The sequence below is a fragment of the Gordonia otitidis NBRC 100426 genome, from assembly GCF_000248075.1.
GTDB lineage: Bacteria > Actinomycetota > Actinomycetes > Mycobacteriales > Mycobacteriaceae > Gordonia > Gordonia otitidis.
In genome coordinates this window covers 18,967-45,440 of the sequence record NZ_BAFB01000230.1, presented here as the reverse complement: position 1 = coordinate 45,440, position 26,474 = coordinate 18,967, and the positions used below count along the sequence as shown (strand labels likewise).

The 26,474-nt window shown below is 66.6% G+C and carries 19 protein-coding genes and 1 riboswitch; of the genes, 12 read left to right on the top strand and 7 right to left on the bottom strand.

Annotated elements, in window-relative coordinates; translation table 11 throughout:
- The first annotated feature begins 79 nt into the window (after positions 1-79).
- The 9 genes from GOOTI_RS21880 to madC all read left to right on the top strand — a co-directional run bounded on the left by GOOTI_RS21880 (position 80) and on the right by madC (position 13,110).
- Positions 80-1,525 (top strand): short-chain fatty acyl-CoA regulator family protein, encoded by a 1,446-nt coding sequence (locus GOOTI_RS21880; RefSeq protein ID WP_007240786.1) that lies wholly within the window; start codon positions 80-82, stop codon positions 1,523-1,525.
- A gap of 94 nt (positions 1,526-1,619) precedes the next feature.
- Positions 1,620-2,225, top strand: a complete 606-nt coding sequence (locus GOOTI_RS21875; RefSeq protein WP_007240785.1) for a L,D-transpeptidase — start codon at positions 1,620-1,622, stop codon at positions 2,223-2,225.
- A 97-nt stretch (positions 2,226-2,322) separates the two neighbouring features.
- Positions 2,323-3,702: an 8-oxoguanine deaminase gene (locus GOOTI_RS21870; RefSeq protein ID WP_007240784.1), complete on the top strand. Its 1,380-nt coding sequence runs from the start codon at positions 2,323-2,325 to the stop codon at positions 3,700-3,702.
- A gap of 31 nt (positions 3,703-3,733) precedes the next feature.
- A complete protein-coding gene (locus GOOTI_RS21865) occupies positions 3,734-4,564 on the top strand; it encodes an FAD binding domain-containing protein (protein ID WP_039994557.1) in 831 nt (276 codons plus the stop codon).
- Positions 4,561-7,344, top strand: coding sequence for a molybdopterin-dependent oxidoreductase (locus GOOTI_RS21860; RefSeq protein WP_007240782.1), 2,784 nt, complete (start codon positions 4,561-4,563; stop codon positions 7,342-7,344). Before GOOTI_RS21865 ends, GOOTI_RS21860 begins: the two co-directional genes overlap by 4 nt.
- 167 nt (positions 7,345-7,511) lie before the next feature.
- The gene (locus GOOTI_RS21855; RefSeq protein ID WP_007240781.1) at positions 7,512-8,789 is read left to right on the top strand and encodes an Nramp family divalent metal transporter; all 1,278 of its coding nucleotides are present in this window, start codon (positions 7,512-7,514) and stop codon (positions 8,787-8,789) included.
- A gap of 219 nt (positions 8,790-9,008) precedes the next feature.
- The gene (gene mdo / locus GOOTI_RS21850) at positions 9,009-10,280 is read left to right on the top strand and encodes an NDMA-dependent methanol dehydrogenase (RefSeq protein ID WP_005173993.1); all 1,272 of its coding nucleotides are present in this window, start codon (positions 9,009-9,011) and stop codon (positions 10,278-10,280) included.
- 162 nt (positions 10,281-10,442) lie between these two features.
- Positions 10,443-11,570: a MadB family AAA-type ATPase gene (locus tag GOOTI_RS21845; protein ID WP_007240780.1), complete on the top strand. Its 1,128-nt coding sequence runs from the start codon at positions 10,443-10,445 to the stop codon at positions 11,568-11,570.
- 4 nt (positions 11,571-11,574) lie between these two features.
- Entirely contained in the window at positions 11,575-13,110 is a 1,536-nt protein-coding gene (gene madC, locus GOOTI_RS21840) for a MadC family VWA domain-containing protein (protein WP_007240779.1), read from the top strand.
- Positions 13,111-13,116: 6 nt separating this feature from the next.
- On the opposite strand, the gene GOOTI_RS21835 is transcribed toward madC, so the two are convergent.
- Positions 13,117-14,337, bottom strand: a complete 1,221-nt coding sequence (locus tag GOOTI_RS21835; RefSeq protein WP_007240778.1) for an acyl-CoA dehydrogenase family protein — start codon at positions 14,335-14,337, stop codon at positions 13,117-13,119.
- Positions 14,338-14,548: 211 nt separating this feature from the next.
- Between GOOTI_RS21835 and GOOTI_RS21830 the strand changes: the two genes are divergently transcribed.
- Positions 14,549-15,334, top strand: a complete 786-nt coding sequence (locus GOOTI_RS21830) for a (2Fe-2S)-binding protein (RefSeq protein ID WP_039994556.1) — start codon at positions 14,549-14,551, stop codon at positions 15,332-15,334.
- An 84-nt stretch (positions 15,335-15,418) separates the two neighbouring features.
- On the opposite strand, the gene GOOTI_RS21825 is transcribed toward GOOTI_RS21830, so the two are convergent.
- A complete protein-coding gene (locus GOOTI_RS21825; RefSeq protein ID WP_007240776.1) occupies positions 15,419-16,234 on the bottom strand; it encodes a CbtA family protein in 816 nt (271 codons plus the stop codon).
- 24 nt (positions 16,235-16,258) lie between these two features.
- Positions 16,259-16,483 (bottom strand): CbtB domain-containing protein, encoded by a 225-nt coding sequence (locus tag GOOTI_RS21820; protein ID WP_005174000.1) that lies wholly within the window; start codon positions 16,481-16,483, stop codon positions 16,259-16,261.
- Positions 16,484-16,545: 62 nt separating this feature from the next.
- Positions 16,546-16,621, bottom strand: a riboswitch (cobalamin riboswitch).
- A gap of 81 nt (positions 16,622-16,702) precedes the next feature.
- On the opposite strand from GOOTI_RS21820, the gene GOOTI_RS21815 reads away from it, so the two are divergent.
- Both GOOTI_RS21815 and GOOTI_RS21810 read left to right on the top strand, forming a co-directional pair.
- On the top strand, positions 16,703-21,355 hold the full coding sequence (locus GOOTI_RS21815) for an ATP-dependent helicase (protein ID WP_007240775.1): 4,653 nt from the start codon (positions 16,703-16,705) through the stop codon (positions 21,353-21,355).
- A complete protein-coding gene (locus GOOTI_RS21810; RefSeq protein ID WP_007240774.1) occupies positions 21,348-22,160 on the top strand; it encodes a DNA-formamidopyrimidine glycosylase family protein in 813 nt (270 codons plus the stop codon). The genes GOOTI_RS21815 and GOOTI_RS21810 overlap by 8 nt, the downstream gene beginning before the upstream one ends.
- An 83-nt stretch (positions 22,161-22,243) precedes the next feature.
- On the opposite strand, the gene GOOTI_RS21805 is transcribed toward GOOTI_RS21810, so the two are convergent.
- From GOOTI_RS21805 to GOOTI_RS21790, 4 genes are all read right to left on the bottom strand, one after another.
- Positions 22,244-22,666, bottom strand: coding sequence for a pyridoxamine 5'-phosphate oxidase family protein (locus tag GOOTI_RS21805; RefSeq protein WP_007240773.1), 423 nt, complete (start codon positions 22,664-22,666; stop codon positions 22,244-22,246).
- A gap of 81 nt (positions 22,667-22,747) precedes the next feature.
- Positions 22,748-24,490 carry a glycerol-3-phosphate dehydrogenase gene (gene glpD / locus GOOTI_RS21800; protein ID WP_007240772.1) on the bottom strand — a complete coding sequence of 581 codons (1,743 nt, stop codon included), beginning with the start codon at positions 24,488-24,490 and terminating at the stop codon, positions 22,748-22,750.
- 73 nt (positions 24,491-24,563) lie between these two features.
- The gene (locus GOOTI_RS21795; RefSeq protein ID WP_007240771.1) at positions 24,564-25,004 is read right to left on the bottom strand and encodes a hypothetical protein; all 441 of its coding nucleotides are present in this window, start codon (positions 25,002-25,004) and stop codon (positions 24,564-24,566) included.
- Positions 25,001-26,440: a hypothetical protein gene (locus GOOTI_RS21790; RefSeq protein WP_007240770.1), complete on the bottom strand. Its 1,440-nt coding sequence runs from the start codon at positions 26,438-26,440 to the stop codon at positions 25,001-25,003. Before GOOTI_RS21790 ends, GOOTI_RS21795 begins: the two co-directional genes overlap by 4 nt.
- Positions 26,441-26,474: the final 34 nt, after the last annotated feature.

Genomic DNA, 26,474 nt, shown 5'->3' with positions numbered 1-26,474 from the left:
CTGGACAGTGCGTATTTTTGCGGACTCTTGGTCCGAATTGTGCAAAGGTTGCGGATGGCGATGGCGCTACACTCCCGAGATGGCTGCTTCGACATCGAGACGACTGCTGGTCGGCGCTCGCCTGCGACGTCTCCGCGACGAGCACGGGCTGTCGCAGGCAGCGCTGGCACGCCGGATCGACAAGTCCACCAGCTACGTCAACCAACTCGAGAACGACCAACGCCCCATCACGGTCTCGGTCCTGCTCGCACTCACCCACGAGTTCGATCTCGACGCCGACTACTTCGCCGCGGACACCGACGCGCGACTCGTCGCCGACCTCGCCGAAGCGCTGTCCACGCATCCTGATGCCGGCGACGTCACGCGCGCGGAGATCACCGAGCTCGTCTCCAGGATGCCCGCGGTCGGCCGCACGATCTCGACGCTGCACCGCCGCCTCGCCGCGGCCGAATCCGAGCTCGAGACCTACCGGGGCAGCGCCTCGCACTCCGACGGCGCGTCGTCGATCCCGATGCCGTTCGAGGAGGTTCGCGACTTCTTCTACGACCGCAAGAACTACATCGACGTCCTCGACCGTGCCGCCGAGGACATGTTCGATCGGCACCACCTACACATCGGGGGCCTCGACCTCCAATTGGCGACACTCCTATCGCGCGAACACGGCATCTCGGTGTCGATCGCGCACGACGACGATCCCGCCGGGGCCGCGCGTCAACCCAAACGCGTCTACGACCCCGCGCAGCGTGTCGTCCATCTCGCCGGTCGACTCACGTCGGGGCAGCGTGCCTTCCAGCTCGCGACGCAACTGGCACTGATCACGCAAGGCGACGTGGTCGACGCCGTCATCGCCGAGGCGACAGAACTCAGCAAGGAGTCGCAGTCTGTCGCCCGGATCGGCCTGGCCAACTACTTCGCCGGCGCATTGTTGCTGCCGTACGGGCGTTTCCGCGCAGCTGCGGAGGATGCGCGGTACGACATCGAATTGCTCTGTGTCGGGTTCGACGTCGGTTTCGAGACCGTGTGCCATCGGTTGTCGACGCTGCAGCGCCAGGGACACCGGGGCATACCGTTCATCTTCGTGCGGACCGACCGAGCCGGGAACATCTCGAAACGGCAGTCCGCCACAGCGTTTCACTTCTCGAGGGCTGGCGGGAGTTGCCCGCTGTGGGTCGTTCACGACGCCTTCGCGTCTCCCAGCCGCATAGTCACCCAGGTCTCGCAGATGCCCGACGGCAGGTCGTACTTCTGGCTGGCACGCAGCACCGACGAGGGACAGGGTTATCTCACGCAGCACAAGTCCTTCGCGATCGGACTCGGCTGTGACCTCGCACACGCCGACCGCCTGATCTACTCCACAGGTGTCGACCTCGCCGAAGACCGTCGAACCGTGCCGATCGGCGCCGGATGCAAGGTGTGCCCGAGATCCGCGTGTCCACAGCGGGCGTTTCCCCAGATCGGCCGACCGATCGACGTCGATGTGACCGTGAGCGATTCCATTCCGTACCGTCCTGCGCGCGGCCGGTGACCTCCCCGAGCACGCCCGCTACCCACGCACCCGGTGTCTGCACCGACACGGGTAGGAACTGCCTCTCGTCCGGTCTGCGGTAACGTCGGACGAAATGATATCGGTTGCCAAGAAGCAGGGTCGTGGTCACACGACGAGGTCGCTCGTGCTCGGATACGCGTGGCCCGCTCTCGCGGCGGTAGCGGTGCTGGCTGTCACGATCGCCACGATCACCGGCCTCACGCAGCGTTCGTCCGCGTCGGCCGAGTCGGCACAGCATCCGAAACCCTTGCCGGTCGTCACCGCACCTGCTCCTCCCCTGCCGTCATGTCCCGCGAACGCGACGGGTAAAGCGATCGTCGTCGGCCTCGCGTCGCAACACATGGCCCTCTGCGAGGACGGACGTCAGATTTCCGACGTGCCCGTCACCACCGGAAGCGTCGACCGCGGTGCAGGTACCCCGCTCGGAACCTGGCAGATCGAGAGTCACGACGTCGACCGCACGCTGAGTGGACCGGGATACACGGTCTTCGTGCACTACTGGCTGCATCTCTTCGGCGACATCGGCTTCCACGACTCGCCCTGGCAGAAGTTCCCCTACGGCGACACCACGAAGTACAGGACGCAGGGTTCCGAGGGCTGCATCCATGTGCCCGGCGACCAGATCAAGCACCTCTACGAGTGGGCGGGCGACGGCACACCGGTCACCATCACCGCCTGATCCCGGCGACCACCCGGCGCACGTAACCGACGCCACAGGGGTGCGTAGCCGGGCACCCCGACATGCCGCGCAGGCCCATTCGTCGTAGCGTGTCGCTGTGCCCTCAGCAACCCTCATCGAGAACGCCGCCGTCGTGACCGTCGACCCGCGGCGGCGGGAACTGTCGCGGGCATCGGTACTCTTCGAGGGCACTACGATCACCGCGATCATCGACGACGAGGTCGCTGCACCACCACTTCCGGCCGACGTCGCCCGAATCGACGGCTCGGGCTGCGTCCTGACACCCGGCCTGATCAACACCCACCACCACCTCTATCAGTGGATCACCCGCGGGCTCGCCGCCGATCACACACTGTTCGAATGGCTCACCACGCTGTACCCGATCTGGGCGGGTATCGACGAGAACGCCGTGCACACCGCAGCTCTCGGTGGCCTCTCGCAGCTGGCACTGTCGGGATGCACGACGACAACCGACCACCACTATGTGTTCCCCCGCGAAGGAGGCGACCTCCTCGGCGCGGAGATCGAGGCGGCCCGCACCACCGGTCTGCGCTTCCACCCCACACGCGGCTCGATGGATCTGTCCGAGAAGGACGGCGGACTCCCCCCGGACACGGTGGTGCAGGGTATCGACGAGATCCTCGCCGCGAGTTCCGATGCCGTTACCCGCTGGCACGATCCGGCACCGGAGTCGATGCTGCGCATCGCACTCGCACCGTGCTCACCCTTCTCGGTCACCACCGACCTGCTGCGCGAATCCGCGGCTCTCGCGCGGGAACTCGGCGTGCGCCTGCACACACACCTCGCCGAGTCAGTCGACGAGAACATCTACTGTGACGAGCATTTCGGCTGCACCCCACTGCAATACATGGAATCGGTCGGCTGGATCGGCGACGACGTATGGTTCGCCCACGGCATCGAGTTCGCCGACGACGAGATCGTCCGACTCGCCGCGACGTCAACCGGTGTGGCCCACTGCCCCACCTCCAACGCCCGACTGGGCAATCGCATCTGCCGCACCCGTGATCTTGTCGACGCCGGGGTACCCGTCGGTCTCGGCGTCGACGGCGCGGCGTCGAACGAATCCGCTCGACTGCTCGAGGAAGCACACCAGGCTGTGCTGATGGCCCGCGCCAGGGGTGGCCCCACCGCATTGACCACGCGTACGGCGATCGAGCTGGCCACCATCGGCGGGGCACGAATATTGGGACGCGACAAGGAGATCGGCTCGATCGAGGTCGGCAAACTCGCCGATCTGGTCCTCTGGGATCTGAGCAGGCTCGCACACGCCGACATCGATGACCCGATCGCGGCCCTGGTACTCGGCGCCATTCCACCGATCAGGGCATCCTGGGTCAACGGGGCCCAAGTCGTCGCCGATGCCGAGATGCTGACCGTCGACACAGACGCAGTCGCCGCCGACTGCGCTCATGAGCACCGTCGGCTCCTCGACAAGGCGACCGGAGTGCACTCATGATCACTGCGAGCAGTACAGCTTGGTGGATCTGATGGATCTACACACCATCTCGACCTACCGTTACGCACACGATCGCGACGACCTCCGACTCGCCGACGGCGAACGCATCGTCGCGGGTGGCACCTGGTTCTTCTCCGAGCCCCAGGTGGCCTCGACCGGCGTCGTGGACATCAGCAGGATCGGTTGGAAACCGTTCGAGGACCTTCCCGACGGCGGTCTGCGGATTGCGGCGACGGCGACGGTGGCCCAGCTCGCCGAATTGCCCGCACAACGTGGCTGGCATGCCCACCCGCTGCTGTTCCAATGCGCCACAGCGCTTCTCGCTTCCTTCAAGATCTGGAACGTGGCAACAGTCGGCGGTAACATCTGCCGATCGTTCGCGGCCGCCTCGATGGTGTCACTCGCGTCGGGCCTCGACGGACGGGCACTCGTCTGGCGTGCCGACGGCACCGACTACACCGTCCCCGTCGCCGAACTGGTGACCGGCAACGGCACCAACACATTGGGCGACGGAGACGTGTTACGCGCGATCGACATCCCCGGCTACGCACTGCGCGCCCGAACGGGTTTCCGCAAGATCGCACTCGCGGAGCTCGGCCGGTCCGGAGCGGTGATCACCGGCCGGCACGACGAGGACGACACAGCTGTCTTCGGTATCACCGCCGCAACCCTCTGGCCGACGGTACTGCGCTACGAGGGATTACCCGACGCCGACCGCCTGCGGGCCGACATCTGGGCGGCCGACGGCTACTACACCGACCCGCTCGGTGCCGCCGACTGGCGACGCAGCGTGTCGGCAACTCTGGCAGAACAGATCCGTGTCGAGCTCTCACGCTCGACGAAAGACAATGGTGCGCGGTGAAATTCGAGATCAACGGCGATGCCGTGGAAGCCCAGCCCGCCGCGGGACAGTGCCTGCGGACGTTCCTGCGCGAGCAGGCACATTTCGAGGTCAAGAAGGGGTGCGACGCGGGTGACTGCGGTGCGTGTTCGGTCTTGGTCGACGGTAAGCCGGTGCACTCGTGCATCTTCCCGGCACAGCGTGTCGACGGTCGCTCCGTCACGACGGTATCCGGTCTCGGAACCGTCGACGACCTCCATCCCATGCAACAGGCGTTCGTCGACAACTTCGGGTTCCAGTGTGGTTTCTGCACCGCGGGGATGATCGTCACCGCGTCGACCCTCGACCCGCAGACAGTCGCCGACACCGACGAACTGCAGCGCACCATGAAGGGAAACCTCTGCCGCTGCACCGGATATCGCGCGATACGCCAGGCCATTCGGCAGGGAGCCTCCCCTGCGATCTCGCCGTCCTCGACGCCTGCTGGTCGAGCGGACACCGCTGACGGGTGCGGTGGCCAGACCATCCCCGCGGTCGGCAGCTCACTCGCCCCGCCGGCGGCACGTCGTGTGGTCACCGGCAACGAGCCGTACACCTTCGACGTCGCGGTCCCCGGCATGCGTTACCTGCGCGTCCTGACCTCTCCGCACCCGCATGCCAAGATCCTCTCGATCGACACCTCGGCGGCCGAGGCCCTGCCCGGCGTCGCGCTGGTCCTCACCCATGAGAACGTCAGCACGCGAAGGTTCTCCACCGCGCGACACGAATCCCGCGCCGACGACCCCGATGACACGTTGGTCCTCGACTCCGTGGTGCGGTTCGTCGGTCAGCGGGTTGCCGCGGTCGTCGCCGACACCGCCGGAATCGCCGAGGAGGCGTGCCGACTCATCGACGTCGAGTACGAGATCATGCCGGGCGTCTTCGATCCGGAGGAGGCCAGGAGTTCCGGCGCGCCGATCGTCCATCCCGACCGCACGCCCGAGGACAGGGTCTTCGAGGCCGGCCGCAACGTCATCTCCTCGTTCCACGAGGGCTTCGGCGGTGATGTGGATTCCGCACTCGCCGACTCCCCGGTGACCGTCGGCGGAACGTGGCGCACCGCGCGGATATCGCATGCGCAGTTGGAAACACATGGCTCCATCGGCTGGCTCGACGACGACGGTCGCCTGGTGATCCGCACCAGCACCCAGGTTCCGTTCCTTGTTCGCGACGAACTGGCGTTGCTGCTCGAACTACCGCCGGAACAGATCCGGGTGTTCAGTGCGCGCGTCGGCGGCGGCTTCGGCGGCAAGCAGGAACTGCTCACCGAAGACCTCGTCGCGATCGCGGTTCTACGCACCGGCGCGCCGGTCGGTTACGAGATGACCCGCACCGACGAGATGACCCGCACCACGTACCGTCATCCCTTCCGCGTCGCGGTCGACCTCGGCGCCGATGACGACGGCCGGCTCCGTGCGATGAAGGTCGACGTCCTCTCCGACACCGGCGCCTACGGCAATCACTCGATGGGGGTGATGTTCCACGCCTGCGCCGAATCGGTGTCGGTGTACAACTGCCCGGTCAAGCGCATCGACGCCGAGGTCGTCTACACCAACAACCCGCCGTCCGGCGCGTTCCGCGGTTACGGGCTCGGGCAGGTGATCCTGGCGGTCGAGTCCGCGATGGACGAACTGGCCCTCGCGCTCGACATCGACCCCTTCGAACTACGCCGGATCAACGCGGTCCGCGACGGCGACCCGCTCCTGATCGCACACCCGGAACCGGAGGACGACCTCGTCTACGGCAGTTACGGCCTCGACCAGTGTCTCGACCTCGCCCAGAATGCGCTGGCGAAGGGGAACGGAGCGGCTGTGCCGCAAGGGGATTCGTGGCGTGTGGGCGAGGGCATGGCCATCGCCGCCATCGCGACCATGGCACCGCGTGGACATTTCTCCACCGTCGAGGTGAGTGTCGGCGTCGACGGCCGATATCACGTCGGGGTCGGCACGGCGGAGTTCGGCAACGGCACGACGACGGTCCTCACGCAGATCGTCGCAGAGGCGGTGGGCACCGATCCGTCGCGCATCATGTTGCACCACGGCGACACCGACGCGGCGGTGTACGACACCGGCGCGTTCGCATCTGCAGGAATCACAGTGGCGGGCAAGGCGACCCACGGTGCCGCTCTTGCGCTACGCACTCTCCTGCTCGACGCCGCGTCCTCGATCACCGCAACCTCTCCCGACGCCGTTCGGCTGGTACCCGACGGCGCGCTGGTCGGCGAAAGACTCGTCGGTTTCGGCGAACTCATCGCAGCCGTCGATCCCACTCATCGTGTCGGGGACCGTATCGCCGCCAGCGGGTCGGAGAGCGGTGCACTGCGGTCGATCGCGTTCAACGTGCACGCATTTCGCGTTGCAGTGGACACCGCCACCGGCACAGTCCGCATACTGCAGTCGGTCCAGGCCGCCGACGCCGGCACGGTCATGAATCCGCAACAGTGCCGCGGACAGGTGGAGGGCGGTGTGGCCCAGGCGATCGGATCGTCACTGTACGAAGAGATCATGCTCGACGGAAAGGGCGTGCCGCTCACCCCGGTGTTCCGTACCTACCGGGTGCCGCAGATGGCCGACGTCCCCGAGACCGAGGTCTACTTCGCCGATACGTCCGACGACCTCGGTCCCTACGGCGCGAAGTCGATGAGTGAGTCGCCCTACAACCCGGTGGCACCGGCTCTGGCCAACGCGATCAGACGGGCCGTCGGCTGTCGGCCCTACGAGCTGCCGATGTCGAGGGATCGGGTGTGGCGCCTCCTCCAGTGACCATCGGCGCCCCACACGCGGTCCGAGCATGTGAACGCGGCTGGTGCACCAGCCGCGTCTGCCAACTCAAGCCGCGTCTGGGATGGCACTGGTACCGGGTTTCGGTCACCCGAACTTTTTGATTCGCGTCGGTTGAACTCGGCGCCGAGCTGTGCGAGATTGGTCAGGTGAGCACGGTCGAAGAACGTGAGCAACCCGGGTCGCCGGCAACCCGTGGCCGCGTACGTCGTCCGCGCACACTGCTGCGGAACGTCGCTCTACTGGGCCCCGCATTCGTGGCCGCCATCGCCTACGTCGATCCCGGCAATGTCGCCGCCAACATCACAGCGGGTTCCCGCTACGGGTTCCTGCTGGTCTGGGTCCTGGTCCTGGCCAACGTGATCGCAATGCTGATCCAATACCAGTCGGCGAAACTCGGAATCGTCACCGGCAAGGGACTCCCCGCGCTCATCGGTGAGCGCATGGGCCGCCGATCCCGGTTGGCCTTCTGGATGCAGGCCGAGGCCGTCGCGGTCGCCACAGATCTCGCGGAGGTTCTCGGCGGGGCGATCGCGTTGAACCTCCTGTTCGGACTCCCACTCGTTCTCGGTGGAGTGATCGTCGGCGTGGTGTCGCTGCTGATGCTGCTGCTGCAGAACCCGCGTCAGCAGCATGTCTTCGAGCGGGTCATCCTGGGGATGCTCGCTATCATCGTGGTCGGGTTCCTGGCCGGGCTCGTTGTGGAACCCCCGCCTCCGGGAGAGGTTCTCGGCGGACTCGTGCCACGGTTACAGGGGCCCGAGACGGTCCTGCTCGCCGCGTCCATGCTCGGCGCCACCGTCATGCCACACGCGATCTACGTGCACTCCTCGCTGGTCGTCGATCGACACGGAATCAGTACCAGCCCCTCGCGGACCCGACGCCTCATCAGGGTGACACGGTGGGATGTCGTGATCGCCCTGATCGTCGCGGGAGCGGTCAACATCGCGCTACTGCTGCTCGCGGCCACCAACCTTCGCGGCAAAGAGGGCACCGACACCATCGAAGGGGCCTACGATGCGGTGCGCGACTCGCTCGGCCCCTCGGTCGCAACAATATTCGCCATCGGGCTGCTGGCGAGCGGCCTCGCCGCGACGTCGGTCGGGTCGTCGGCGGGTTCGGCGATCATGGATGGGCTGCTGCACATCCGGATACCTCTCGTGCTCCGCAGACTCGTCACACTCGTCCCGGCGCTGGTGGTCCTCGGAGTCGGGGTCGATCCGACCTGGGCACTGGTCATCAGTCAGGTGGTGTTGAGCTTCGGAATCCCGTTCGCGATCATCCCGTTGGGCCGCCTCACCGCCGACCGTCGACTCATGGGCGACTACGCCGACGGGTGGACGCTCCGCATTGCCGCAACGGCTTCGTCGATCCTCATCGTCGTGCTCAATCTGGCTCTGATCGTGCTGATATTCACCGGGGCCTGACACCTCGGGACCCGCGTTGGGTCCACCACTGTTCATGGCGATGGGGGCGTTTCATTTTCCACGATCCCGACGCCGCCCTCATCCCTGTCCGGATGGACAGGGTCACCCCTCGACCGACAGTCTGATCATCTTTTCATCTGAGCAGGTGATCTTGTATGTGCGTGACGTCGACCACACAGTGGAACAGGACACACCGTCACGTCACTAGGAGATCGCCACATGGCCATCGAGCTGAACCAGATCTGGGACTTCCCGATCAAGGACTTCCACCCGTTCCCGAACGCCAAGCTGGGCGTCGGCGCGCACGACATGCTCGGCGTCGAAGCCAAGGACCTCGGCATGACACGCGTGCTGCTCATGACGACGGGCCTGCGCGGGTCGGGCATCATCGAGGAACTCAAGGGAAAGATCGAGTACCAGGGTGTCGACGTCGTGCTCTACGACAAGGTCGAGTCGAACCCCAAGGATTACAACTGTATGGACGCGGCCGCGCTCTATCAGTCGGAGAAGTGCGACGGCATCATCTCGGTCGGCGGCGGCTCGAGCCACGACGCGGCCAAGGGCGCCCGGATGGTGATCGCGCACGACGGCCGCAACATCAACGAGTTCGAGGGCTTCTCCAAGGCGACCAACAAGGAGAATCCCAAGCACATCGCCGTATCCACCACCGCGGGAACCGGTTCGGAGACGTCGTGGGCCTACGTCATCACCGACACGTCGGACATGAACAAGCCGCACAAGTGGGTGGCCTTCGACGACACCTGCCTCGTCGACCTCGCCATGGACGATCCGCTGCTCTACTACAGCTGCCCCGAGCACTTCACCGCGTTCTGCGGCTTCGATGTGCTCGCGCACGCATCCGAGCCGTACGTGTCGCGGCTGGACTTCGCGCCGTCATTGGGTAATGCCAAGTACGCGATCGAACTGATCCGCGATCATCTGCGCACCGCCGTGTACGAGCCGCGCAACCTCGAAGCCCGCACCGGCATGATGAACGCGCAATACATTGCGGCACAAGCATTCAACTCCGGTGGCCTCGGTCTCATCCACTCGTTGTCGCACGCCGTCAGCGCGTTCTACGACAGCCACCACGGCCTGAACAACGCGATCGCCCTACCGCGCGTCTGGGAGTACAACCTGCCCAGCCGGTACGAGCGCTATGCCGACATGGCCGCCCTGCTGGGTATCGACACCACCAACATGTCGACCGTCCAGGCCGCCGATGCCGCTGTCGAAGAAGCCATCCGACTGTCCAAGGATCTCGGCATCCCGGACAACTTCGGCCAGGTCACCGTCAACAGTTACGAAAAGAACCGGATGAACACGGGTAAGTACGAGGGTCGCGGAGAGACCATGGACACCTCGGACAAGCAGATCCGGGCGATCGCCGAGCACATGATGGATGACTGGTGCACACCGGCGAATCCGCGCGAATGCTCCGTCGAATCACTCATCCCGATGGTGAGCCACGCCATGACCGGCACGTACTGATGGGCACGTACTGATGGGCGCTGCCAGGAGACCCTCGGGAGACTGAGCACCTCCCGAGCACGCTGATCGGTCCGGGTGAGGTCGCGACCTGACCCTTCACCTGGACCGATCCGCACCCCCGAGTTCACACCACACCCGCGAGCACTGATGTCACGAGGAGCCATGCCGGACGTGTCCGAACTGTCCAACGCCCCACTGTCGAACACCCGACTGTCGGAAGCCGAATCATCGCCCTTCTCACACGGATTCGACACCGTGGAGGAGCTGATCGAGAGTCTCGACGCCCAAGGCTATGTCATAGATGACGACCTCGCGGTGGTCGTCCACCTCGCCACACTGCTCGACCGACCACTTCTTCTGGAGGGGCCCGCAGGCGTCGGAAAGACCGAGTTGGCCAAATCCCTTGCTGCGGCGTCGGGTCGGGAATTGATCCGTCTGCAGTGCTACGAAGGACTCGACGAGTCACGCGCACTCTACGAATGGGATTACGCCCGCCAACTCCTGCACGTGCAGATGCTGCGCGACCGGATCGGCACCGAACTCGCCGCCCAGCCGACACTGTCCGCCGCATCCGCGGCGCTGACCCGCGCCGACGTCGGCGTATACACCGAGGACTTCCTCGTCGCCAGGCCGCTGCTCGCCGCGATCACCGCGGCCTCACCGACGGTGTTGCTGGTCGACGAGGTCGACCGCACCGACGAGGCGATGGAAGCGGTCATGCTCGAGGTGCTCGCAGAGCGTCAGGTGACCGTGCCGGAACTGGGAACCTTCACCGCGCGGTCGTCGCCGTGGGTGATCCTCACCTCCAACGACACTCGCGAGCTCTCCCCCGCACTCAAGCGTCGCTGTCTGCACTTCCAGGTCGATTATCCCGATGTCGAGCGCGAACGACGCATCGTCGCGGTCCGCGCACCGGAGGTCGAGCCCGCGGTGATCGCCGACGTCGTCGACCTCGCGCGTCGCCTGCGAGAGTTGCCGCTGCGTAAGAGTCCCTCAATCGCCGAGGTCATCGACGCCGCACGGGCGGCGTCGTATCTACGCGCGACGACTGCCACGCACGCTGCGGACACGGCACACGATCAGGCGTCCACCGATCGCGCCCTGCTCTCGCTGCTGGTGAAGTTCGGTAGTGATCTCGACACCGCGCGAGCCGCGATGGGCACCCCGGAGTCGTCCGCATCCACCCTCGATGCACCGACCCCGATCGCAGCCGACGGCTCGAGTCCGCGAGGATCTGTGACCGCGACCGCGTTCGGATCAGGTCGCGCACGTAGCGCCGGTCGACGCTGAGCGCATGGCGACCTCTCGAGCGCGAAGTGCCACTGCGACCCGCGATCACGTACTGGACGCGATCGCGGTGGTGTTCGGACACGCGCTCCGCCGCCACCACGTCACCGTCTCCCCCGCCGAGGTCATCGAGATCAGACGCACGCTGGCACTTGTGGGGGCCGGCCACCTCGACCGGCTGCGGGCAGCACTCCGCGCGGTGAGCGTGAAGTATGCGCACGAGGTCGACGGCTTCGACACCGCCTTCGACCTCGTGTTCGTCGGCGCACAGAAAGCAGATTGCGCCGCCGACCTCCCGCGTCCCCGCGGCGCTGCGGCAGAGCTACCCGAGGACGTCGCCTGGGACGACGACTTCGACGGCGCGGCACGGCGCATCGGCGCCGACGAGCACACCGACGAGATCGGCGATCTGATGGCCGACGACCCCGATGCGCGTGAACGCCACGGGGAGAGCGCACATCGCGAAGAGAACGATTTCTCGGTGTCGGCGGGGACAGAACAGTTGGCCGTCGACTCCGAAAGCAACAGCGTCGCAGGCGGAATCACCTACACGGTCGAGATCGACGGAGCGGCAGCTGCCCAAGCCGGTGAACTGGTGGGGTCGACGGCGCGCGTGAGCGGAACGTCGATCACGATGGCCGACGCGGCTGAGATTCTCGCCGCTTTCGACTCCGCCGACGCACGCAGCGTCTACGGCGACGACGGCGCGAAGGACCTCAGCGACGAACAGCGTGCGGAACTCGAACATGCACTGTCCCAGTTCATCTCAGCACTCTCCGAACGCCTCGTCGGCGTAGCTGCAGAAGCCGTACTCGATTCCGCACCCCTACACGGGAGCGATCAGGCACAGATCGACCGAGCGTGTCACCGACTCATCCAACGTATTCGGGGTGCGCCACGCACGGTGGCGCGCAAAGCTGATCGTGGGGCGCTCAACATGCGTCGAACGATGCGTTCCGCCGTCCGCACGGACGGGGTCCCCCTCACGCTGTGGCGCAGTGTTCGCTCGCCGGGCCCGGTGCGACTGCTCATCCTCGTCGACGTCTCGTTGTCGGTGCGACCTGTCGCGGGTTTCATACTGCGACTCGCACAGACGCTGTACGCGTTCGGTGACCGGTGTGAGGTCGTGGCTTTCGTGGACAGACCGGTGCTGGTCACGTCCGCGCTGAGAACAGCCGCCGCCGACGACGCACTCGCGGCCGTCCTGGCCACCGACGACCTCGACCTGTCGGCGACGAGTGATTACGGCCGCATGCTCGCCGAGTTGCTCGAGAGCCATAGCGGTCTCATCACCGCGCGCACGTCGGTCCTCGTCGTCGGCGACGCGCGCAGCAACGGCTTCGATCCCCGCGTCGACCTGCTCGCCGGATTGGCTCGGCGGGTCCACCGGATGGCATGGGTCACCCCGGAGCCGCGCCGATACTGGACCCAAACGGGCTGCGCTCTCAGTGATTACGCGCAGCACTGCACCGGCGCGGTGAGCGCCCGCGACGGAACAGAACTCATCGAGAAGGCCGACGAACTCGGAAGTGCGCTGGCCTGACAACCCTCAGGCAAGCAGCCCCTTTGCCACATGTGTCACCTGGATCTCGTTGCTACCCGCGTAGATCATCAGCGACTTGGCATCGCGCGCAAGCTGTTCCACGCGGTACTCGGCCATATAGCCGTTTCCGCCGAACAACTGCACCGCCTCCATCGCGACCTCGGTCGCCGCCCGTGACGAGTAGAGCTTCATCGCCGACGCCTCGGCCAGCGACAACGGCTTGCCCGCCTTCGCGCGTTCGAGCGCGTTGAACAGCATGTTCTGCACGTTGATACGGGCGATCTCCATCTCGGCGAGCTTGAGCTGGATGAGCTGGAAACGACCGATCTCCTGGCCCCAAAGTGTCCGTGACTTGGCATATTCGATCGACAGCCGCTGAGCCTCGTTGATGATGCCCATCGACAGCGCCGCGATCCCGATGCGTTCGGCGGTGAACCCCGCCTTCACTCCGTCGTCGCCCCGGCTGCTCGACCCGGTGTCCTCGGTCTCACCCAGCAGCCTGTCGCGCCCGAGACGCACGTTGTCGAAGAAGAGTTCACCGGTCGGGCTGCTCATGATGCCCATCTTCTTGAACGGCTTGCCCTGTGTGAGTCCCTCCATGCCCTTGTCGAGCACGAAGGTCAGCACCTTGCGGTCGCGCATCGGTGTGCCGTCGCCCTCGTCGAGTTTCGCGAACACGACGATGGTGTCGGCATACGGACCGTTGGTGATGAACGTCTTCTGCCCGTTGAGCACGTAACCGTCGCCGTCGCGACGGACCGTCGTCTTCATGCCGCCGAGTGCGTCCGAACCCGAGTCCGGCTCGGTGATCGCCCAGGCACCGACCTTCTCCAGGGTCACCAGCTCCGGCAGCCACCGCTTCTTCTGCGCGAGCGTGCCTTTCGAGCGGATCGTCGACACCGTGAGTCCGACGCTGACCCCCATCGAGACCACCATGCCGAGACTCGCCGCGGCCAGTTCCATGTTGAGGATCAGCGCCATCGAGTTCATCATTCCGCCGCCGGACCCCTTGGGCTTGGACTCACCCGAGGCCTCGGCATCGAGTTCCTTCTCGAGCCCCTCGCGCGCCATTGCGTCGACGCCGAAGGAGGTCATCAGCTTCCGCAGGATGTCGTATGGCGGCAACTGCCCACTCTCGAGTTCGTCGGAGTGCGGCCGGATCTCCTTGTCGACGAACGACCGCACCGCGTCACGCACCATGAGGTCTTCTTCGGACCACTCGAACATAGCCACCTACCCATCAGCGATAACTAGAACACGTTTCAATACAGCTTTGCACGCCGGCTTCCCTCGATCCACATGTACCCGGATACTGCCCACCGGTACCCGCGTGAACTGCACTCACGCAATCGACCGCGGGCGGCTTCGGGCACCCGTGCCGGCCGCCGACCCGCCGCGTGTGTGGACACCGTTCACCGTCGTGCGCTACGCAGAGAGGATGACCGAGTCAGTTCACGCCGCTTTCGGCCCCTTCTTCGAGGTCGAGGTCCACGAGGCGGACGCGCCGGTCGGGGCGAGCTGGTTGACCATGGCAGCCGCGCTGGTCGACGACGACGTCCTCGTCGACCGGGTACGACGAGTACGTCGAGCACTCACCGCCAGCGCTCCCGCGGAGGTCGAAGCACGCGTCGCGGCATCGGTGACGCACCTCGGCCTCACCGCGCGACTGGTGGCGCCCGCGCTGGGCGCCGCGGTCACCGGAGCAAGCATCTCGCTGCAGCCCGAGCACGTCTGGTGGCGCGACGAACTCGGCGGACCGTTTCCACTCTCCGTCGTGTTGCTCGGTGCCGCCGACGCCAATCCCGGTGCCGCCGACGCGAAACCTGGTGCCGTCGAGGCGAAACCTGGTGCCGTCGACGCGAAACCTGGTGCCGCCGACGCCAATCCCGGTGCCGCCGAGGCTGAATACGGTGCCGTCGACGTGGATCTTGGTGCCGTCGGCGAACTGAGCGAATGGTTCGCCCGGCGGTATCCGCTCAGCACGCGAGTGCTGGGCGGCAACGTCGCCTCGGCGATCAACTCCGCGGCACGGATGATCGGGATGGCGGTCCCGGACCTCGCGGACGCCGCACTACTGCACGCGGATCGGTTTCTCGCACACCCCGACATCGAGGACGGACTGTTGCGGTCCGGTCCGACTTTCAAGCGTCGGAGCTGCTGTCTGATCTACCGGGTGTCGGGCGATCGCACTGCCGTGTGCGGCGACTGCGTGCTGGCCAGATAAGCCAAACGCGGCCCGAGCTGGTGAACGCGGCTGGTACACCAGCCGCGCTTGCCAACTCGAGCCGCGTGTGGGAACGGAGGAAGGTCAGGCGACGGTCTGCGTCTCCGTTTCGTCGACGCCCTGGTTCGCTCGAGAGCGTGACAGCAAGCCCAGCACGAGCGCGAACACGACGGTCAGGACCATCCACAAGATCACCTGATTCGCAATCGCGTAGACCCGGAAGTCGCCGATGACGTCGGCCGGGAAGCCCGGGTAGACGATCTGGCCCGCGTCGTTGGTGACCGGGGTCGGCACCTCGTCGAAGCTCGGCAGCAGGGCGATCGCGACAGTGACCGCGACGAGATACCCCACCGCGCCCGCGATGGCACCGAGCAGTCCGCCGATGCGCGGCCGCAGCCAGAGCGCGAACACCACGGCAGCGATCATGAACACCAGCGACAGCACCGTCATCGTCAGATACGCGCTCGACCGGTCGGCGATCGTGTCGTCGTTGCCGACAGCGGGCGGGTTTGCCGGGTACGCGAAGAAGGGCACGCCGAAGAAGGTGACGAATCCCAGCGCGCCGACACCTGCCGCTGCCCAGCGGGGATCGGTAGCGGGATAGCGACGACCGAGGTAGGTCCAGAGGATGGTGAACGCGACGGCGAAGAACGCACCCATCGCCACCGCGAAGACCACGGTGCCGACGCCCGCTCCGATGTTCTCCTGCACCGAGCGCGTGAACACCTCGTGCTCGTGTCCGTGCTCGCCGGTCAACATCTCCTCGGCGTGGCCACGGCCTTCTTCGTAGTCGATCGCCTTGGCGACCTCCGGCTCGATGAAGATCCTGGCGAAAACGTACGCGAAAATACCAGCGATCAGGCCGGAGAGCAGGCCTGCGCCGATGAACTTCTTTTCCATTGTTCTGTTGTCTCCCGGGTCAGATCAGTGGCAGGGGAAGCCGAGGAAGTGACGGGAGTCGTGGACGAACTCGTGGATGTGCGTGTCGCTGCCGAACACCGACCAGGCGCCCTGGTCGTATCCGATGAAGTAGTAGGCGAGAGCGGCGACGAGCACCGTCGCGGTGAGCCACAGCGCGGCCGACGCCGCGGAGAGGTTCGGTACGGCGAGGGCCGCAGGCTTTCGTGCTGCTCGTGTCGAGGCAACCATGGGGCAATTCCTTTCGGGGATGACGCGTCCCTGACGTGTTCCGGAAGCAGGCTGACCGTCACGTCCTGACTCGTCACGACGGGCACATGTCCGTCGGACTCACAGTGGCGCGACCGTTCCGGACTCTCACCGGATTCCTGACAATCAGCGTGGATCTGACCCTATACCAGATCGTCGTCGACGAACCAGCGTGTCGGACCCGTACGGAACAATGGAGGGGTGGCTCGTTCGACTCCCATCCTGAACCGCTTCACCGACCCGACGCGTCGGTGGTTCAGCGGCGCATTCCCCGCGCCGACTCCCGCCCAGGAGGGCGCATGGAGGGCGATCGCCGACGGCGAGAACACGCTGGTCATCGCTCCTACCGGCTCGGGGAAAACGTTGTCGGCGTTTCTGTGGGCACTCGATACACTCGCCGCGAGGCCCGAGAGGTCCAACGGCACCCGCGTCCTCTACATCTCGCCGCTCAAGGCGCTCGCGGTCGACGTCGAACGCAACCTCCGCGCACCTCTGGCGGGAATCACACGAGCGTCGCAGGAACTCGGGGTGCCCGAGCCCGCGATCACCGTGGGCGTCCGCTCAGGCGACACCCCGGCGGCGCAGCGTCGACTTCTCGCCAAGACGCCACCCGACATCCTGATCACCACACCCGAATCGCTGTACCTGATGCTGACGTCGTCGGTGCGGGAATCGTTGACCACGGTCGAGACCGTCATCGTCGACGAGGTACACGCCGTCGCAGGCACCAAACGCGGCACCCATCTGGCGCTCTCACTCGAGCGACTCGACGAACTGCTCGACTCCCCCGCGCAGCGCATCGGACTGTCCGCGACGGTCCGTCCGCCCGAACTCGTCGCGCAATTCCTCTCCGGATCGCGCCCGTGCACCGTCGTACGACCGAAGGCGGCGAAGACATTCGATCTGCGCGTCGACGTACCGGTTCCCGACATGGCGAACATCCCACCCCCGCCGGATGCTCCCGACGGCGACGACCTCGACGACGCGTTCTCGCCTACCGCGGGTTCGCTGTGGCCCTATGTCGAGGCCTCGATCGTCGACCTCATCGAGACCAACCGCACGACGATCGTCTTCGCCAATTCTCGACGCCTCGCCGAACGTCTCACCGCACGGCTCAACGAGATCCACGAACAGCGCACGGCGCCCGGCCGCGAACCGCCGCGCAACGAGCGGGTGGGCGGGGGTGCACCGGCGCTGGTGATGGCGTCGGGAGCGAGCACCGGGGCCGCAACCGTGCTGGCCCGCGCCCACCACGGATCGGTCAGCAAGGAACAGCGCGCCGAGATCGAGGACGATCTCAAGAGCGGACGGCTGCGCTGCGTGGTCGCGACCAGTTCCCTCGAACTCGGCATCGACATGGGCGCGGTGGATCTGGTGATCCAGGTGGAGACGCCGCCGTCGGTGGCCAGCGGACTTCAACGGATCGGCCGCGCCGGTCACCAGGTCGGCGAGATCAGCCAGGGCGTGCTGTTCCCCAAACACCGCACCGACCTGATCGGCTGCACGGTCGCGGTCTCCCGCATGCGCGAGGGCGCGATCGAGGAACTGCAGGTGCCGCGCAATCCGCTGGATGTGCTTGCGCAGCAGACGATTGCGGCCGCCTCCGTCGACATCCTCGATGTCGACGAATGGTACGACGTGGTCCGTCGCGCCGCGCCGTACCGCGAACTCGGGCGGTCGGTCTACGAGGCGACGTTGGATCTGATCTCCGGCCGGTTCCCGTCGGACGAGTTCGCCGAACTGCGTCCACGGGTCACCTGGGACCGTGAAGCGGGAACGCTGACCGGACGACGCGGCGCACAGCGACTGGCGGTCACCTCCGGCGGCACCATCCCCGACCGCGGGCTATTCGGTGTCTTCATGGTGGGCGAGAAGTCCACCCGGGTCGGCGAACTCGACGAGGAGATGGTGTACGAGTCCCGGGTCGGCGACGTCTTCGCGCTCGGTGCGACGAGTTGGCGGATCGAGGACATCACGCACGACCGCGTCCTCGTGTCGCCTGCCTTCGGCCAGCCGGGCAGACTCCCGTTCTGGATCGGTGACGCCCAGGGACGTCCTGCCGAACTCGGTGCCGCCATCGGCAAGTTCGTCGGCTCCCTCACCGACGAAGCCGAACTCGACCGCCGAGCAACGGAACTCGGCCTGAGCGGCTACGCCCGCGACAACCTGGCATCGATCATCTCCGAGCAGCGCGAGGCCACCGGCCACGTCCCCACCGACCGCACACTCGTCGTCGAGCGATTCCGCGACGAACTCGGCGACTGGCGGCTGATCCTGCACTCCCCGTACGGCTTACGTGTGCACGCCCCCTGGGCGTCGGCGATCTCGGCACGCCTGCAGGCAACCCTCGGACTCGACGGAGCGGTCACCGCGTCCGACGACGGCATCATCGTGCGCCTTCCCGACACCGACGACAATCCGCCCGGCGCCGACGTATTCGTCATCGATCCCGACGAGATCGAGCAGATGGTCACCGACGCACTGGCCGATTCCTCGATGTTCGCATCACGTTTCCGAGAATGCGCGGCACGTGCGCTGCTCCTGCCCCGACGTGATCCCGGCAGACGTGCCCCGCTATGGCAGCAACGTCAGCGCAGCGCCCAATTACTCTCCGTCGCATCGCAGTTTCCCGATTTCCCGATCATCCTCGAGACCGTCCGCGAATGCCTGCAGGATGTCTACGACCTCCCCTCGCTCACCGATCTCCTCACGCGCATACGCTCGCGCCGGGTGCGGCTGACCGAGGTAGAGACGCCGAGCCCGTCGCCGTTCGCGGCGTCGTTGCTGTTCGGCTACGTCGGCGCGTTCATGTACAACGACGACGCCCCGCTCGCGGAACGGCGTGCCGCGGCGCTCTCGCTCGACACCGCGCTTCTCGCCCAGCTTCTGGGCCGAGTCGATCTCCGCGAACTGCTCGACCCCGGTGTCATCGCCGAGGTCACCGCGCGTCTCCAGCGACTCGACGACCACCGCAAGGCACGCGATGCCGAGGACGTCGTCGACCTGCTGCGCTGGCTCGGCCCGCTCACCACCGACGAGGTGGCGCTGCGCTATCGGCGCGGCGACGACGGCCCGCCCGCGCTCGATGTGCTCAACTCGCTGCACCGCCAGGGCTCGATCATCTCGGTCGCCATCCGCGGGGTGCCTCTCTGGGCCGCCATCGAAGACACCGCGCGCCTGCGCGACGGACTGGGCGTCCCCGCGCCGCTCGGGGTTCCGGCCGCGTTCACCGAGTCGGTCGCCGATCCGGTCGGCGACCTCGTCCACCGCTACGCCCGCACACACGGCCCGTTCACCGTCGACGAGGCCGCCGAGTCGATCGGGATGGCACCGGCGGTGGTGCGCGACACCCTGATCCGACTCGCCGCCGACCGCAAGGTGGTCGAGGGCGACTTCCTGCCCGCGACCTCCGACAACCCCGACGGCTCACCGACGTGGACGACGCAGTGGTGCCACAGTGAGGTCCTCTCCGCGATCCGGCGCGGGTCATTGGCGGCCAGCCGCGCCGAGATCGCGCCCGTCGACGGCCCCACCCTCTCCCGATTCCTCGGCGCGTGGCAACACGTGACCGATGGAGAGCGACTCACGGGAGTCGACGGCCTGGCAGTCGTTCTCGATCAGTTGGCGGGCCACCTCATCCCCGCGTCGGCGGCAGAGTCGTTGATCCTGCCTGCCCGGATCAGCGACTATCAGCCGGCGATGCTCGACGAACTGCTCTCCAGCGGAGACTTCATGTGGGCCGGACACGGTCGCATCGGATCGTCGGACGGCTGGATCAGTTTCTTCCACGCCGACCTCGCTCCGCTGTTCCTACCCGCCGACGTCGAGATCGATACCACCCCTGTGCACACCGGGCTGCTCGAGGCATTCTCGTCGGGAGGTGGCCTACGATTCGCGCAGTTGCTCGACGCGACGTCGACGGAATCCGCGACCGTCACGCGGCAGCAGATCGAGGATGCGCTGTGGGATCTCGTCTGGGCCGGGCACGTCAGCAACGATTCGTTCGCGCCCGTTCGGGCGGTTCTCGCCCCGCGTCGGACCTCGTCGTCGAGCCGGGCGACACCCGCGCACCGTTCCCGCGGGCAAGCACCCCGGCTCCGCCCCGGACGACTCAGTACCCGGCATCTGTTGTCGCAGACCGGTGCGTCGACGACCCCCTCGACGGCGACGGGTCGTTGGTTCGCGACGCCGGGTTCGCTGCTCGAAACGACCGTCGCCACGCAGGCGTTGTGCGAATTGCTGCTGGCACGGTACGGAGTGGTCACCCGCGGCAGCGTGATGGCCGAGGACGTCGTCGGCGGGTTCGCCCGGATCTACAAGGCGCTCAACGTCTTCGAAGACACCGGCCAGGTGCGCCGCGGCTACTTCGTCGACGGTCTGGGCGGGGCGCAGTTCGCCGGAACCTCCACGATCGACCAACTGCGGCGACACGCTCTCACCGACGACGTTCCGGGCAGTCACCGTGCCCCCGACACCGCTGTCGTGCTGGCGGCGACCGACCCGGCCAATCCCTACGGAGCAGCGCTGCCCTGGCCGGATACCGCAGCAGGTGCCGGAGGCCACCGACCGGGCCGCAAGCCGGGAGCCCTGGTGTGCCTGGTCGAGGGGGCACTCGTGGCTTTCGTCGAGCGCGGCGGGAAGACGGTCCTGACCTTCAGTGACGACACCGCATCGCTCGAGGCCATGGCAGCCTCCCTCACCGGGGTGGTGCGGGCCGGACGCGTCGCACGGCTGACCATCGATTCGATCGACGGCGTCAACGCGCTGCGCTCCGAACTGCAGCCGGTTCTCGTCGGTGCGGGCTTCGCGACCACACCGCGCGGACTACGAATCCGCTACGGACACCATGCCTGAAGGCGACACGGTCTATCAGGCCGCTGACCGATTGCGCCGTGCACTCGAAGGCAACACGCTCGAGCGCACAGACTTCCGCATCCCGTCGCTGGCCACCACCGATCTCACCGGCGGAGTCGTGACCGGCGTCCGTTCACGCGGCAAGCACCTGCTGATCGATGTGGCTTCTGTCGCCGGAAGCGCGACGCCGACATCTGAGGGGGTGAGTATCCACAGCCATCTCAAAATGGAGGGCGCGTGGCATGTACACCGCATCGGCACCAGGTGGCGACGGCCGGCACATCAGGCGCGAATCATTCTGCGGGCGAACGGTTACGAAGCTGTCGGATTCGACCTCGGGGTGCTCGAACTGCTTCCCCGCGCGCGCGCCGACCTCGACTACCTCGGCCCCGATCTGCTCGCCGACGACTTCGACGCCTCGCTGGCCGTGGCGAACATCGAAGCACAGCCGACGACCGCGATCGGAGAAGCGCTCCTCGATCAACGCCTCATGGCGGGAGTCGGCAACGTCTACCGTTGCGAAGCGTGCTTTCTGCGGGGCGTCCGACCGGACCGGACCGTCGCAGACGTGGACGTGCCGCCGCTCGTCGAACTCTGTCGGAAGATGTTGTGGGCCAATCGGTTACGAACAGCCAGAACAACAACCGGACGGACCGCGCACAACGCCCGCACCTGGGTGTACGGCAGGATCGGAGCACCCTGTCGCCGATGCGGGACACTGATCGCCCGCGAATTCTGGTCCGACCGCCCCGAATCGACGAGTGAGGATCGCGTCGTCTACTACTGCCCCAACTGCCAGCGTTGAGGGATGGGCGACCCGAGGAGTCTGCACGGTGACTGACCAGCGCTGAATCAGCAGCGTTGCCGGAGCCGACTCTCCGGAGCCCCTCAGACCGGGTAGCGCTCCGGCTCAGGACCGAACTCGAAGCGACGCGCGCTGATCTCGTCCGGCACGATCTCGATGTAGTTGTACTTCAGCGTCGGGATCAGCGGTCGCAGCGGGGCTTCGTCGGCCTTCGCGATCTCGGCACCCGTGCTCAACACACGGGCGCTCCCCTTCACCACGACGCTCCAGCCGCCGTCGGCGTCGTACGCATCGGCCTCGAAGGCAACCTTGCCGTTGACGGCGAGTTCGGCGAGCTTGGTGCCCTCCGCGGTGCGCATGAGCACACGTCCGTCACCCGCGTAGTAGTTGATGGGGAAGATGTCGGGCTGTCCGCCGACGCTCAATGCGATCCGACCGACATCGGAGGTTGCGAGCAGTGCCCATGCCTCGTCCGCGGAAAGCTCCTGAATGGGATTGTCCACCATGACTTCTCCTCTGCTCATGAGTCCATTGTCGCGCCGCCGACGTTACGCCGCTAGGAGCATTTGGTCCTGTCGAAGGCGCAATCACTCTGGCACCGGGACGGGTTCCAGGATGTCGACGCGCGACTCCGGGGCCGCCGCGCGCAGGGCGTCGGCCGATTCGTCGTCTGGCTGCTGTTGCGAGGCGACCTCGGCCTCGACGCGCGCCCGGTAGGTGCTGACCTCGAAGTCGACCTTGTCGCGGTCCCACCCGAGTATCGGCGCGATCAGGTCGGCGACCTCCTGTGCGCAGTCGACGCCGCGGTGCGCGTATTCGATCGAGATCCGCGTTCGGCGGGCCAGGACGTCCTCGAGATGCAGCGCGGCCTCGTCGATGGCCGCATAGACGACCTCGACCCGCAGATACTGCGGAGCGGCGGCCAGCGGCCGCAACAGCGAAGGATCGTCGGCGGCGTAGGACAAGACCTCGTCGATCAGCGAGCCGTACCGGTTGAGCAGTCGGCGGACGCGGTAGGGGTGTAACCCGTACTTCTCGCCGAGCGACTCACACTGGTTGATCAGCGCGAAGTAGCCGTCCGCACCGATCAGCGGGACCCGCTCGGTGATCGATGGCGCGACCCGGGTCGGGATGAAGTCGACACAGGCGTCGACCGCGTCGGCAGCCATCACCCGGTACGTCGTGTACTTGCCGCCTGCGATCGACACGAGTCCCGGCGCGACCACGGCCACGGCATGTTCCCGGGAGAGTTTCGACGTCGCCTCGTCCTCGCCCGCCAGCAGCGGACGCAGCCCTGCATACACACCCTCGATGTCGTCGTGACTCAACGGCGTCACGAGCACCTCGTTGACCCGCTCGAGGAGATAGTCGATGTCCTTACGGGTGGCGGCCGGGTGCGCGAGGTCGAGGTGCCAGTCGGTGTCGGTGGTCCCGATGATCCAATGCGTCTCCCACGGGATCACGAACAGGACCGATGTCGCGGTGCGCAGGATGATGGCGGTTTCGCTGACAATGCGGTCACGCGGCACCACGATGTGGACGCCCTTCGACGCACGTACCGAGAAGCGTCCCCGCTGCTTGGACAGTGCCCGGACCTCGTCGGTCCACACGCCTGCCGCGTTGATGACGCAATGCGCTCTGATCTCGGTGGTCTCGCCGTTCTCGGTGTCGCGCACACGCACACCCATGATGCGGTCGGCGTCGCGGAGAAAACCGACGACCTGCGTCGACGTGCGGACGACGGCCCCATAATTGGCTGCGGTCCGTGCGACGGTCAAACTGTGCCGCGCATCGTCGACGACGGTGTCGTAGTAGCGGATACCCCCGATGAGCGAGTCACGCTTGAGTGCGGGGGCGACGCGGAGTGCACCGGAGCGGGTCACGTGCTGCTGTCCGGGCACCGACTTGGCGCCGCCCATCGTGTCGTAGAGGAAGATTCCAGCGGCAACGTATGGGCGCTCCCACACGCGGTGTGTCAGCGGATAGAGAAACGGTAGTGGTTTGACCAGATGAGGTGCGAGCAGACTCAGCGAGAGTTCCCGCTCGTGGAGTGCCTCTCTGACCAGGCCGAATTCAAGCTGTTCGAGGTAGCGCAGTCCGCCGTGGAACATCTTCGACGATCTGCTCGACGTGCCGGACGCGATGTCGCGTGCCTCGACGAGAGCCACCCGCAGACCCCGCGTGGCGGCGTCGAGCGCAGCACCGACGCCCACGACACCGCCGCCGATCACCACGATGTCGAACTGTTCGGCACCCATCCGACGCCACGCCTGCTCGCGGTAGAGCGGCCCCAGGTCGGCGGGTCGGTCCGGATCGAACTCCGTCTCCATGACAGCCGAGCGTAATCGAGACATCCGACATGCACCGGGCATTCCTGCGGTGCGAGCGGTCAGGGGTGTCAGGTCACGCGAACTCGGTCAGTACCGCGACGACACCCGCGCCGCCACCCAGAGCGGCCGAGGCCTCGTACACCGCTTCTCTCAGGCGATAGCGGACAGCGGCGTCGGAATCGAATATGACTGCCAGACAAGTCAATCCGCGTGCAGCACGAAAGTGCGCACGCTGTGTGGTCACATCAGAGGACCGGTGAGCGGCGAATCCGTCGACATCGCGCTGCACCATCAGTGCCTCGAGCCGTCTGCGCGTGTCCACCGACACCCGCCGTGAGGTCTGCCATTGCGCCAGCGCGTCGCGCACCGGGTCGCACGCACCGATGTCGCTGACGTCGATGACGACGAGGGCGAGACGTCCCAGACAGTCGTCGACATCGTCGTCGGGGATGCGGTCGGTGAGACTTCGGACGTCCGCCGACAACCGGCCGATCCGACCCGATGCGGTGGTCATCGCCCGTCGCCCCTGGTCTTGTCTTTCGGATCTGATCTCTCGGCGTGTGACCGGTCCGCATCGGAGCGTCCGTCGGCACGTACCGCGCCGACGTTCGGCTCTGCAGCGCTGGTGTCGGACCCGGGGTCGCGCGGGGGCATCGATTGCGGACTCCAGTCGCCGATCACCGGTGGGCCGACGAGCGGCAGGTCGCCGACGATCTCCTCGCCGTGCTCGCGGGTGTTCAGATAACGAGCCGACTGATGCTTGTTGTCGCCCCGGTCGCGCGCGCCGGCACCGGTCGTCGGCGGAATCCCCGTGTGCGGACCCGGTCTCACGGCAGGAGCGGACGCCGGAGTCGCCGACGTGCCCGGTGCCGACGGGCCAGTACCCGCTCCAGGGAGCACAGTCGCACCCCAGGGTGGCGTCGCCGAGTTCACCGGATTCCCGCCGCCACCGCTGCCATCCTCAGCTCCTGCCGAACTTCCGTGGTCGATGGCCTCGCCCGCGACCACCGAACCCGACCTCCCCGACTCCGTGCCGTCGGCGGCGTGACGGCTGCTCGTCCCGTCGCGGTCGGAGCCCGCGGTGCGCCGCAGCCCGGTGGCGTCGGCCGTGCCGAGCCCACCCCGGGTCAGCCCCTCTGCGCCGGAACCAGCGGCATCACCGCTCGTCTGCGCTGAACCACCGCGCGAGCCGACCGGTGCCTGACCGGCGGTGCCGCGAGTGGAAGTCGTAGGCGTCGACACCGGGGTCGCGCTCTCGGCGGAACTCGGACCCGATGGCCATCCACCCTGGTCGGATTCGCTGATCCCTACCGCCTGGGTGCGACCCGACCGACCACCCATGCTCGGGATCACACTCTGACCTGCATCACCGGCACCGGGCGAATCCGAGGCAGCACCCGGCAGTTCGGGAAGCCACGTCTGGACGTCGACCATCGGGGTCGTGTACACGCTCTCCATCAACGAAGCGACCCGTGAACGTAGCTGTGCGGCGTCCTCCGGTCGCGCACGCATCTGCACTGCGATCCCGCTGACGACACCCCGCTGCTGCGAGGTGTTGGTGAGCACGGCCTGGGCCTGTTCGAGTGCGTCGATCGCCGGCCGTACGGATTCGGCTGCAGCTGCAATGTCTCGCCCGACACCGGCGCCTGCGGTACGACTGCCGTCAGCAGCGAGCCCACGCATCGGGTCGTCACCAAAGGTCGCGGTCAGGCTCTGCACGACTCTCTCGACGGCGGCGAGCGCAGCCTTGATGGCGTTCGCATCACCACTGGCCGAGCTGTCGGTCATGCCCGAGATCTTCGCGAGGATGTCGGCGATGCTCATCGACGACCAATCGGTTCGTCCGCCGCTCGTCGCGTTGGCACCCGAGGGCATGAGCGCTTGGGCTTTCCACGTGGTGTCCTCCGCTTCGGGACGCACGTGGGGTCCCTCGTACAGTGGACTGCTCACGCGGCCCCTCCCCGTTCACCCGTCGCCTCGATCT